Origin of the sequence: Shewanella sp. YQ_9 (genome assembly GCF_043103185.1) — a bacterium.
GTDB classification, from domain to species: domain Bacteria; phylum Pseudomonadota; class Gammaproteobacteria; order Enterobacterales; family Shewanellaceae; genus Shewanella; species Shewanella algae.
Window position 1 is genome coordinate 18,817 of record NZ_JBICJO010000054.1, and the last position, 10,528, is coordinate 29,344.

At 53.2% G+C, this 10,528-nt stretch carries 12 protein-coding genes; 5 read left to right on the top strand and 7 right to left on the bottom strand.

Features of this window, described 5'->3' with window-relative positions; all coding sequences use genetic code 11:
• Positions 1-183: 183 nt before the first annotated feature.
• The 3 genes from ACF8D4_RS14630 (at position 184) to ACF8D4_RS14640 (ending at position 2,767) form a co-directional block, all read left to right on the top strand.
• Positions 184-1,248 carry a 3-deoxy-7-phosphoheptulonate synthase gene (locus tag ACF8D4_RS14630; RefSeq protein ID WP_025011188.1) on the top strand — a complete coding sequence of 355 codons (1,065 nt, stop codon included), beginning with the start codon at positions 184-186 and terminating at the stop codon, positions 1,246-1,248.
• A 196-nt stretch (positions 1,249-1,444) separates the two neighbouring features.
• Positions 1,445-1,876, top strand: a complete 432-nt coding sequence (locus tag ACF8D4_RS14635) for an acyl-CoA thioesterase (protein ID WP_025011189.1) — start codon at positions 1,445-1,447, stop codon at positions 1,874-1,876.
• A gap of 225 nt (positions 1,877-2,101) precedes the next feature.
• Positions 2,102-2,767 carry a response regulator transcription factor gene (locus tag ACF8D4_RS14640; protein WP_044734632.1) on the top strand — a complete coding sequence of 222 codons (666 nt, stop codon included), beginning with the start codon at positions 2,102-2,104 and terminating at the stop codon, positions 2,765-2,767.
• Between the two features lie 23 nt (positions 2,768-2,790).
• On the opposite strand, the gene ACF8D4_RS14645 is transcribed toward ACF8D4_RS14640, so the two are convergent.
• From ACF8D4_RS14645 to ACF8D4_RS14655, 3 genes are all read right to left on the bottom strand, one after another.
• Positions 2,791-3,252: a hypothetical protein gene (locus tag ACF8D4_RS14645; protein ID WP_025011191.1), complete on the bottom strand. Its 462-nt coding sequence runs from the start codon at positions 3,250-3,252 to the stop codon at positions 2,791-2,793.
• Positions 3,253-3,415: 163 nt separating this feature from the next.
• Positions 3,416-4,252, bottom strand: a complete 837-nt coding sequence (gene fghA, locus ACF8D4_RS14650; protein ID WP_107004921.1) for an S-formylglutathione hydrolase — start codon at positions 4,250-4,252, stop codon at positions 3,416-3,418.
• A gap of 10 nt (positions 4,253-4,262) precedes the next feature.
• Positions 4,263-5,387, bottom strand: coding sequence for an S-(hydroxymethyl)glutathione dehydrogenase/class III alcohol dehydrogenase (locus ACF8D4_RS14655; protein WP_093983116.1), 1,125 nt, complete (start codon positions 5,385-5,387; stop codon positions 4,263-4,265).
• Between the two features lie 132 nt (positions 5,388-5,519).
• Between ACF8D4_RS14655 and ACF8D4_RS14660 the strand changes: the two genes are divergently transcribed.
• The gene (locus ACF8D4_RS14660) at positions 5,520-6,413 is read left to right on the top strand and encodes a LysR substrate-binding domain-containing protein (protein WP_028781419.1); all 894 of its coding nucleotides are present in this window, start codon (positions 5,520-5,522) and stop codon (positions 6,411-6,413) included.
• A gap of 174 nt (positions 6,414-6,587) precedes the next feature.
• Here the strand turns inward: ACF8D4_RS14660 and ACF8D4_RS14665 are convergent, their stop codons facing one another.
• From ACF8D4_RS14665 to ACF8D4_RS14680, 4 genes are all read right to left on the bottom strand, one after another.
• Positions 6,588-7,058 (bottom strand): YaiI/YqxD family protein, encoded by a 471-nt coding sequence (locus ACF8D4_RS14665; RefSeq protein ID WP_082052784.1) that lies wholly within the window; start codon positions 7,056-7,058, stop codon positions 6,588-6,590.
• Between the two features lie 288 nt (positions 7,059-7,346).
• Positions 7,347-8,024, bottom strand: a complete 678-nt coding sequence (locus ACF8D4_RS14670) for a hypothetical protein (RefSeq protein WP_392465723.1) — start codon at positions 8,022-8,024, stop codon at positions 7,347-7,349.
• Between the two features lie 14 nt (positions 8,025-8,038).
• Positions 8,039-8,518 (bottom strand): hypothetical protein, encoded by a 480-nt coding sequence (locus tag ACF8D4_RS14675; RefSeq protein WP_392465725.1) that lies wholly within the window; start codon positions 8,516-8,518, stop codon positions 8,039-8,041.
• Between the two features lie 96 nt (positions 8,519-8,614).
• Positions 8,615-9,190: a helix-turn-helix domain-containing protein gene (locus ACF8D4_RS14680; protein WP_025887666.1), complete on the bottom strand. Its 576-nt coding sequence runs from the start codon at positions 9,188-9,190 to the stop codon at positions 8,615-8,617.
• Between the two features lie 129 nt (positions 9,191-9,319).
• On the opposite strand from ACF8D4_RS14680, the gene ACF8D4_RS14685 reads away from it, so the two are divergent.
• Positions 9,320-10,492 carry a benzoate/H(+) symporter BenE family transporter gene (locus ACF8D4_RS14685; protein WP_028781414.1) on the top strand — a complete coding sequence of 391 codons (1,173 nt, stop codon included), beginning with the start codon at positions 9,320-9,322 and terminating at the stop codon, positions 10,490-10,492.
• Positions 10,493-10,528: the final 36 nt, after the last annotated feature.

The following is a 10,528-nucleotide window of genomic DNA, read 5'->3' on the forward strand; positions in this document are numbered from 1 at the left end:
TTTTCTGGCTAACTACTTGTTACCACAGTGCGAACCCTGAATGGCTCTAGTGGGACTTGACACTTTTTCAAGGCCCACTTGGGCAATTATCGGACAATTGCCACTTTGCAGCTCGGCTCGATTGGTTATAATCCGACACAAGATAAGCGCAAAGCGCTCAAGAAATTTCCCCCGGTATCATGAATGACCATTAAAACAGACGAATTACGCACCTCTCTCTTATGTAAAGTGATCTCACCTGCCCAACTCGCATCTGAGTATCCATTGACTCAGGAAGCCGCAGACTACCTGGTTGAACAACGCCGCGAAGTCGAAGCCATTATTCAGGGTGACGATCCGCGTTTGTTGGTCATCATAGGACCCTGCTCCATCCATGACACAGAAGCGGCCCTGGAGTATGCCGGTCGCTTGGCCAAGCTGCACCATGAACTCAAAGACGATCTCTGCATTCTGATGCGGGTCTATTTTGAGAAGCCCCGCACCATAGTCGGCTGGAAAGGCCTGATTTCCGATCCTGACTTGGACGGCAGCTTCAGCCCCAATAAAGGCCTGCGCCTTGCCCGCAAGTTGCTTCAGCAGATCACCGAGCTGAAACTGCCTATCGCCACCGAGTTTTTGGATATGGTGAATGGTCAGTATATTGCCGATCTCATCACTTGGGGCGCCATCGGGGCCCGCACCACAGAAAGCCAAATTCACCGCGAAATGGCCTCGGCACTCTCCTGCCCGGTAGGCTTCAAGAACGGTACCGACGGCAACATCAATATCGCCGTCGATGCAGTGCGCGCCGCCAGAGAACCACATATCTTCTACTCTCCGGACAAAGACGGCTCACTGGCGGTCTACCGCACCCATGGTAATCCGTACGGGCATATCATTCTGCGCGGCGGTAAAACTCCCAACTACAGTGAGCAACATGTGACCAAAGCCAGAGAGCAGATGGACTCGGTTGGGATCCACTCCGGCATAGTGGTCGACTTCAGCCATGGTAACAGCCAGAAGCAGCACAAGAAGCAGCTGGAAGTCGCCGAAGATATCATGACGCAGCTGCGCAGCGGCTCCACCGCCATTGCCGGTATCATGGCCGAGAGTTTTATTGTGGAAGGCAATCAGAAAGTGGTTGCCGGTGAGCCACTCACTTACGGCAAAAGCATCACAGATGCCTGCCTGCACTGGGAAGACTCGGAAAAGCTGCTCAGAGATCTGGCCGCTGCTGCCAAGGAAAGACGCCGCCTGCTGGGCAAATGAGTCGCCCAGATACGGACCACTGAAATGGAATCGCCCCGGTATCTCCACGCTGGAGATGTCGGGGCTTTTTCATGCCCGGATACATTTGAACATCCAATATTTTTCATGCAGGGCTTTCTGGCCCAGGCTGTCAATCCGCCTTTGGTCGAACTATAATACCGCCCCTGATTTTCCAGCATAACCTTGAGGTTGCCGTATGCCAGAAACGACACAGAGCCAATATGAAGTGGCCGTAGCACGCCGAATTGAACAAGCCGAGGCTCGGGTGATCAAGGCGGTTTTCCCGTCCATTACCAATCATCACAACACACTGTTTGGCGGTGAAGCCCTCGCCTGGATGGATGAAACCGCCTTTATCGCCGCCACCCGCTTTTGTCGCAAGACACTGGTCACCGTCAGCTCTGACAGAATCGATTTCAAAAAACCGATCCCCGCCGGTAGCCTGGCAGAATTGATCGCCCGGGTGATCCATGTGGGCAACACCTCGATGAAAGTCGAAGTGAACATTTTTGTAGAAGATATGTATCAGGATAAGCGCGAGCACGCTATCCGCGGTGTCTTCACCTTCGTGGCTGTCGATGAAGACAGAAAGCCGACCCAGATCTGGAGCGATGATCTGGCCAACTAGGCCCTCGCATAATCCTGGCCTGTATCTGGCTACAGGCTTTTTAGGTTTCATTCTGCAACAGTCTTTGCCGCTGAAAAGGCTTTTATTGACCGTCGTTCTCGACTAAAGTCTAAAAGCGACAGTAACAAAAAGTCACTTAAACCCTGATAAAGCAATAGGATTATTTGTCACTTTTCTGTTACATTGACCCTTCTTCAGCGTGCAGAGCCATAATCATAACAAGCCATGAAGCCAGAAAACTTAAATATTATCATCGCCGATGATCACCCTTTATTTCGCAATGCCCTGCGCCAGGCGCTTAACAGCGGTTTATCCAATACCCGCTGGTTTGAGGCCGACAGTGCCGATGCGCTGCAAAAACTGCTTGAGCAAACTCATCAGGGATATGATCTGGTACTACTGGATCTGCAGATGCCGGGCTCCCATGGCTACTCCACCCTTATCCATCTGCGCGCCCACTTCCCCGAACTGCCGGTGATAGTGATTTCAGCCCACGAAGATGCCGCCACCATCAGTCGTGCCCTGCACTATGGCGGCGCCGGTTTTATTCCCAAATCAGCTTCGATGGAAACCTTTGTCGAAGCAATCACCGCAGTAATGTTCGGCGATATCTGGCTGCCTCAAGGCATAGAGTTGGTTGAAATCAATGATGAGGACGAAACCGACAAGGTCGCCGGCAAGCTCTCTGAGCTGACGCCGCAGCAATACAAGGTGTTGCAGATGTTTGCCGAAGGCCTGCTCAACAAGCAGATAGCCTACGACCTGGGCGTATCCGAGGCGACCATCAAGGCCCACGCCACCGCTATCTTCCGTAAGTTGGGGGTTCGCAACCGCACCCAGGCCGTGATAGCGCTGCAGCAACTGGGGATGGAAAAGGTCGAGATCAACTGATCTCACCGCTTCCCAAAGATTTTTCAGTCCTCCATGGCGGCACATTTGCCAAGATAGATGATTTCCGGCGCACCCGGGCACAACACTTCGACACACTCATCGCCGGTGCAGATAAGATGTGACCAGCCTTCGCTGTGTCCATGGAAGAAACTGATTGGGCTTTCCTGCGACCAGGCGTGATCTTTAATCAGGCGGCTGTTGTAACCCTGTTCGTCCCCAAGCTCGCTCAGCGCCTGCCAAAGTTCCAGCAACCCATGTTCATCCAACATACGAAACGCAGTGACCGAGTGGTAATGCAGCCGATAGCGCCCTTCACTCGGTAAATGAAACAGCTCCAGGCTGAGATCGACTCCGGGATGGGGCGTATTTTTGATTTGATAGCGTTTGCCGCCGGGAAGCTGCAACATGAAATCACCGCCCCAGAAGAGCCCAGTGATAAAAAGATCCCCCTGCTCGAAGGGTGTCTGCCATCTGCCTATTTTCATGCTCCCTCCCATTAATCCCTGCGCTCGTTAATTCCCCTCAGACAAAAGTGGGGTAAACAAGAAAGTACTCAACAAGCGGATACCGGGCAATGGCCGCTATAACGCATAAAAAAGCGCCGCCGGGGCAAACCCTCGGCGGCGCTGCATTTGAGAGGCTCAGCGTTTACAAGCCCAGATGGCCGGCATGAAACTTTAGCTGCTCGTCGATAAACGAAGCAATAAAATAGTAGCTGTGATCATAGCCGGGGTGGCTGTGAAAACTCAGCGCAATTCCGGCGTCAGTGGCGGCGGCCTGCAAGGCCTGTGGCAGTAACTGCTCGGCCAGGAACAGATCACTCTCGCCCTGATCAACTCGCATCGGTAGCCCTTTGGCACCACTTTTTATCAGCTCTACCGTGTCATAAGCCTTCCAAGCCTCCCTGTCGCTGCCAAGATAGGCTGCAAACGCCTTCTGGCCCCAAGGGCACTGGCTAGGATGACTGATGGGGGCAAAGGCACTGGCGCTGAGATAACGGCCCGGATTTTTAAGGGCTATCATCAGCGCGCCGTGGCCGCCCATTGAGTGGCCGGCAATGGCGCGCTTATCCGATACCGGGAAGTGCTGCTCTATCAAGGCCGGCAACTCATCTACCACATAGTCATACATACGATAGTGGCTGCTCCAGGGAGCCTGGGTAGCATTGACATAAAAACCGGCCCCCAACCCCAGATCGTAGGCAGCATCTTCGGCATCGGCCACACCTTCTCCGCGCGGGCTGGTATCCGGGCAAACAATAGCCAGCCCCAGCTGAGACGCGAGGCGCTGGGCCCCGGCCTTTTGCATAAAGTTCTCATCCGTACAGGTCAACCCTGAGAGCCAATACAGCACAGGTACTTTTTGGCTATTGGCCTGCTCCGGCAGATAGATGGCGAAACGCATCTCGCAGTTCAAACTGCTGGAGTGATGACGATACTGCTTGTGCCAGCCTCCAAACGACCTGTTGTTACTGATATTTTCCATCAGAAGGTCCTCAGAAGTGGATCACGCTGCGAATGCTCTTGCCTTCATGCATCAGCTCGAAGGCTTCATTGATATCTTCAAGCCCCATGGTGTGGGTGATAAAGTCATCCAGCTTGAATTTACCGGCCAGATAATCTTCCACTATGCCTGGCAACTGTGAGCGTCCTTTGACACCACCGAAAGCCGAGCCTTTCCACACCCGGCCGGTCACCAGTTGGAAGGGTCTGGTGGAGATCTCCTGTCCGGCACCGGCAACCCCAATGATCACTGACTCGCCCCAGCCCTTGTGGCAACACTCGAGCGCCGAACGCATCACATCCACATTGCCGATACACTCGAACGAATAATCGACGCCACCGTCGGTCAAATCCACAATCACCTGCTGAATAGGCTTATCATAGTCCCTGGGGTTGATGCACTCGGTTGCCCCCAGCTTCTTCGCCAGTTCAAACTTGGATTCATTGACATCTATGCCTATGATGCGACCGGCCTTGGCCATCACAGCGCCAATCACCGCCGACAGCCCTATGCCGCCGAGCCCGAATATGGCCACTGTGGCGCCCTCTTCCACCTTGGCAGTGTTCATTACAGCGCCCATGCCGGTAGTGACACCGCAGCCCAGAAGGCAGATCTCTTCTAGCGGCGCCGACTTGTTGACTTTGGCCAGGGAGATCTCAGGCAATACCGTATATTCAGAGAAAGTCGAGCAGCCCATGTAGTGGAAAATCGGCTTGCCGTCTTTGAAGAAGCGGGTGGTACCATCCGGCATCAGGCCCTTGCCCTGGGTCTCACGGATCTTCTGACACAGGTTGGTCTTACCGGAGCGGCAGAACTTACACTCACCGCATTCAGGCGTGTAAAGAGGAATAACATGATCGCCCACCGCCACACTGGTGACGCCTTCGCCGACCATCTCCACTATACCGCCGCCCTCATGGCCGAGAATGGCCGGAAACACGCCTTCTGGGTCGTCGCCGCTCAAAGTAAAGGCATCGGTATGACACACACCACTGGCAACAATGCGCACCAGCACCTCACCAGCCTTGGGCAACATCACATCCACCTCTTCCATCTTCAACGGCTCACCGGCAGCCCAGGCTACGGCGGCGCGGGACTTGATAAATTTGTCTGTCATTGTCGCTTCCTTCTGTTGTGATTGATTCGGTAACGAACCTCTTGGCTCATAAACCGGATGCCAACATTGTATTTATTCCCAAATAAAAGATAATCAGCCAAATATACAAATCACTTTTACTGAGAAGTAATAATGAACCACTGGGAAGGGATCAGCGAATTTATCGCCGTGGCCGAGAGCCAGAGCTTTACCCGCGCCGCCGAGCGGCTCAACTTGTCTGTGGCGCAGATAAGCCGCCAAATCGCCGCGCTGGAGAAACGCCTGGCAAGCAAACTCTTCTATCGCACTACCCGTAAGGTGTCGCTCAGTGAAGAGGGCCAGCTTTATTATCGCCACTGCCGCTTGCTGCAAGATGGCATAGAAGAAGCCGAGCGCGCCCTTGGCAGTTTGAAACAAACCCCGCAGGGCTTGCTGCGGGTGACGGCGCCGGTCACTTACGGCGAACAGTTTATTCTGCCGCTGCTGAATGACTTTCTCTGCCTGCACCCCAAGCTGGATCTGCAACTGGATCTCAACAACAAGACGCTGGATCTGATTGATGGCGGTTATGATTTGGCGATTCGGCTGGGTAAGCTGGCGGACTCCAGCTTGATGGCGCGGCGTCTTGGCAGTCGCCGCAATTATGTCTGTGCCAGCCCGGAGTATCTGGCCAACCACGGCGTGCCCCACACTCTGGGCGAGCTGCATCGGCATCAATGTTTACTGGGTAACCACCCTTACTGGCGTTTTATCGAGCAGGGCCAGGAACGTCAATGGCGTTTGAGTGGCCGCTTGGTGTGTAATTCTGGTCCTGGGTTATTGGATGCTGCCCGCAAAGGGCTCGGGCTGGTGCAACTGCCCGATTATTATGTCGGTGAGGATCTCGCCAGCGGTGCCCTGGTATCAGTGCTCGAGGCTTACCAGGCGGCGCCGGAGGGTATTTGGGCCTTATACCCACAGAACCGCCATCTGTCGCCCAAGGTCAGCCTATTGCTGGACTTTCTGCAGCAGGCGCTGCCGGAGGCGCCGGATCTGGGCAAGTCTTGAATGGATGCCCTGTCTTGAATGGATGACAGGTCTTGAACTGCAGCCAGATCTTAAATAGGAACTGAATTCTGCGTAGGCTCTGAATCCTGCATAGCCGCTAAAATTTCAAGTCTCTGAGCTTTCGAGTCTCTGTAATTTTGAGTCTCTGTGATTTCGAATCGAGACTTGGCTGGCTTACCCCTGACGCGTCTTAGCGCGCTGCCAGTGCAGCAGATATTTATCCAGCTCATTGGCAAAGGCCTGTCTATCTGCCTGGCTCAACTTGGGACTGCCACCGGTATCTATGCCGCTGGCACGTAGGGTATCGAGAAAATCCCGCATATTGAGGCGGGCACGCACATTGTCGCGATTCAGCAGCTCACCGCGGCTATTGAGCGCCTTGGCGCCCTTGTCTATCACTTCGGCCGCCAGCGGAATATCATTGCTGATCACCAAATCGCCGGCCTGACACAGGCGCACGATTTCGTTATCGGCCACATCAAACCCCTTGGGAACTTGTAAGGTTTTGACACTGGCAGCACCTGTTATCCTGAGCGCCTGATTGGCGACAAAAGTGACATTGATGCCGGTACGCGCCGCCGCCCGCACTAACATTTCGCGGATCACTACCGGGCAGGCATCGGCATCGACCCAGATTTGTGCCAGGTCTGATGCCTGCTCATTTTGATTCTGCTGCACTCGCGCTCCTTTAGTTTGCAATAAAATTTGCACGCCATTTTATATCATGCCGCGTATCGGTGCGCGCTAAATCCCCATGCCTACAATCAAGCGTTTTGCCCGGGAGCGTATCAACACTTCGCCCTCCTGAGCATCAACTCAAACGCTTTCAATCGTGCTCTTCTGCCAGTTTGGCACACCAGTCATCATACTCAAGCGGCTCGTGCCCACGCGCACCTTGCTCTTCTGTGTAATCACAATAGTTGCACCACAGCGTCAATGCCCGGCGATAGCCTCACCACTCAAATTAAAGCGGGATAACGGCACAACCGGTAAAATAGTGGCCAACTCATCAAGCTCATCTAGCATCTGCCAACAGATATCGGCCCGAATACACAAACAATACGGCACTTCATGCAACGCAAAATCCAGGCTTTCCAACAGACTGCGGGCCAAATGCAATGCTGCTTGCTGGCGCAGGAAGTCTGTAACCCCGCTATCGGCCAGTATTTGCTGCAGCAAAATCTCGGGAGACGGATTATCAATGCCTTCTGCGGCACCCAGTAGCGGCCGCATTTTGATATAAGTATCCTGGAGCCCATAAGCGCAGTAGAGCCAAAGTTTTACTCTGGGCTCATCAAAACGTGCCAGCCAAAACGCCTGAAACTTTGGCAGTAATCCAGGGTGGGCCAAGGGCAGTGCCAGTGAAGGACTGTCCAGCTCAAGTTGGCTAACCTCCTCGCTCGCGGCTTGCGGGGCGTTTATATCCGGCTGTGAACGGCAGAGAGCCAATTCACATAGCGACTCAAGGTAAGATGCCAGCGCCTCACCCTCGAGCGCGTCTATGCGCTCAAGCACGGCTGCCAACTCTTTTTTCCATAAAGACTTAATTCCGTTCGCCCTGGCCTCGAGGTAAGCTCGCCAATCGCCGGCAATATCCAAGTTAGGGATCATTTTCCAACCATAAATTATCTATCACTCTTTGTATAAAAGGCCTGTAGCTCGCTTGAAATCGCATCCTGGTAGCTGGAGCTCAAAAACTGGCCCCAAGCTCTGCCCTCTTTGAAAACCTTATTGACTGTATCGACCAAGAAAACGCTTTGCACTATGGCCCATTGATTATCCAACTTGGCTACATAATCTGCCGGGGAGAGTGCTTCTTCACTGATTTTGGGGCAAAAGATAATAACCTGAAGATACAAACCCCAAACTAGCGGCAGGAATCCCACCTTAAACGCGACTCTGTTCCTTAACTGGCTGATGTAAGTATCCATATCTGAAGGCAACTCAGCCAGATAAACCATAGCTACGGCTCTATTGCTGGCCCAGGTTTGCCTTTTCAAAAGCGCGACGCACCCGGGGATCTTTGCTTCACATTCCTGAACCGGCTTGAAGCCCTGTTCCTTCAAAGCCAGCGCCATGGATTTGCCTACAGCTGTTATCGTCATACTTGACTCTCCGGACAACCACTAGCAGCTAATACTGGGTGTCTCGATTATTGTTGATACTGGGTGTCTCGATTATTGTTGTTTGGCTTGTCGGCGTTACTCAGTGGCAGGCGCTTCCCTGTGGTAGTGGATAAGATCATGAAACACTACGGGTTGATCTCTTAAGTTGCGGTAACCATGTGGTTTATCTGCGGCAAAGCGCACTGCTTCACCCTGCTGTAGTGGCTGCCACTGACCATCGACTAACACTTCCATAGTGCCGCTCAACACGATCACATGCTCGGTCACACCCGCCTCATGGGGCTCGGAGAGACGCTCATAGTGCGGCAATAGGGTAAGTTCAAACATTTCAAAACCAAAGCGAGGCTCAAAGGGAAATAGCGACGCCACTAACATTCCATCGGTTGCAGGCTTTTGGCGTAATGCATCGGCGTTACGAAAGACGGCGCCTTGGCTCTCGGGCATTGGCTCCAGAAAGGTCGAGAGGGAGGTATTAAAACCGCTGGCGATTTTCCACAGGGTAGCAATAGTGGGACTAGATTCGCCGCGCTCAATCTGGCCTATCATGGCCTTGCTTACGCCTGTCTCGAGTGCCGCTTTATCTAAACTCCAACCCTTTTGGCTGCGCAGTTGCTTTAGGGTCGCGGCAAGATAGCTATTGATGGTCTGCATTAGGTTCTGGCGCTTAAAAAATTATTTGTACGTTATAACGCACAGGTGCTATCTTGTCTATCTCGTGCGTTATAGCGCACAAGAAATGGTTCGACGATCAAGGCTAAGGTAGGTAGAGGAGTAAGGATGATGTGGCGCGAGGCTTTAGGACTATCAAAAATATCGGCGGGCTTTATTGCCGTGCTGGTGGGCTACAGCAGTTCGGCGGTGATTATCCTGCAGGCGGCGGATGCCGTGGGCGCGACATCGGCACAAATGAGTTCATGGCTGTGGGCCTTGGGTGTCGGCATGGGGCTCACCAGTATTGGCCTGTCTCTCTACTATAAAAATCCGGTGCTTACGGCATGGTCGACCCCAGGGGCGGCGCTGATGGTCACCAGCCTTACGGGATTAAGTATCCACGAAGCCGTTGGTGCCTTCCTGATTAGCTCTTTGTTGATCACGCTTTGCGGCTTGGCAGGCTGGATGGATAAGCTTATTCGTATCATGCCGCAGTCAGTCGCTTCGGCCATGTTGGCGGGGATTTTACTGCAGTTTGGCTTAGGGCTGTTTCAAGCCATGCAGACTCAACTGAGTTTAATCCTATTGATGTTATTGGTGTTTATTGTGCTTAAGCCCTGGGCGCCGCGCTACATTATGTTGCTTACCCTTGTCGCGGGGATAGGGATGAGTTATCAATTGGATCTACTGAAACTCGATAAGCTTGAGCTGCAATTCGCCGCCCCCGTATGGATAGCGCCAGCGTTTTCTATAGCCAACGTGGTAGGTGTGGCGCTGCCCTTATTTGTGGTGACTATGGCCTCACAAAATATGCCAGGGGTAGCAGCGCTTCACGGCCATGGTTATCGCCCGCCTATCTCGCCACTAATTACCGTGACGGGTCTGATGGGCGTACTGTTTGCACCCTTTGGCGGCTTTGCCTTTAATCTCTCGGCCATTACGGCAGCGATTTGCATGGGTAAAGAGGCAGACCCTAACCCCGCAAGCCGTTACTGGGCGGCGGTTTGGGGCGGAGTATTTTATTTGATAACTGGTCTACTCGGCGCAACAGTCGTTGGGCTATTCGCCGCATTTCCGAAGGAATTGGTGCTCGCGATTGCAGGATTGGCGCTGCTTGGCACCATAGGTAACAGTCTAACCGCAGCGCTTGCGGATAACGACGAACATGAAGTGGTGGTAATTACGTTTCTCGTCACCGCATCTGGCGTGAGTGTATTGGGGATCGGCAGCGCCTTCTGGGGATTATTGCTCGGGTTTTTAATGCATTACTGGCACAAGCATCGCGCGTTAACCACAACTTAAACAGGCAAAAGCTTAGCTGTGGTTAGGTCTAAATAG

Coding starts and splice junctions, on each gene's coding strand:
- fghA (WP_107004921.1), bottom strand. CDS start 4,252: ATGGAAAATATCAGTAACAACAGGTCGTTTGGAGGCTGGCACAAGCAG.
- ACF8D4_RS14685 (WP_028781414.1), top strand. CDS start 9,320: ATGTGGCGCGAGGCTTTAGGACTATCAAAAATATCGGCGGGCTTTATT.
- ACF8D4_RS14630 (WP_025011188.1), top strand. CDS start 184: ATGACCATTAAAACAGACGAATTACGCACCTCTCTCTTATGTAAAGTG.
- ACF8D4_RS14635 (WP_025011189.1), top strand. CDS start 1,445: ATGCCAGAAACGACACAGAGCCAATATGAAGTGGCCGTAGCACGCCGA.
- ACF8D4_RS14670 (WP_392465723.1), bottom strand. CDS start 8,024: ATGATCCCTAACTTGGATATTGCCGGCGATTGGCGAGCTTACCTCGAG.
- ACF8D4_RS14640 (WP_044734632.1), top strand. CDS start 2,102: ATGAAGCCAGAAAACTTAAATATTATCATCGCCGATGATCACCCTTTA.
- ACF8D4_RS14660 (WP_028781419.1), top strand. CDS start 5,520: ATGAACCACTGGGAAGGGATCAGCGAATTTATCGCCGTGGCCGAGAGC.
- ACF8D4_RS14645 (WP_025011191.1), bottom strand. CDS start 3,252: ATGAAAATAGGCAGATGGCAGACACCCTTCGAGCAGGGGGATCTTTTT.
- ACF8D4_RS14655 (WP_093983116.1), bottom strand. CDS start 5,387: ATGACAGACAAATTTATCAAGTCCCGCGCCGCCGTAGCCTGGGCTGCC.
- ACF8D4_RS14675 (WP_392465725.1), bottom strand. CDS start 8,518: ATGACGATAACAGCTGTAGGCAAATCCATGGCGCTGGCTTTGAAGGAA.
- ACF8D4_RS14680 (WP_025887666.1), bottom strand. CDS start 9,190: ATGCAGACCATCAATAGCTATCTTGCCGCGACCCTAAAGCAACTGCGC.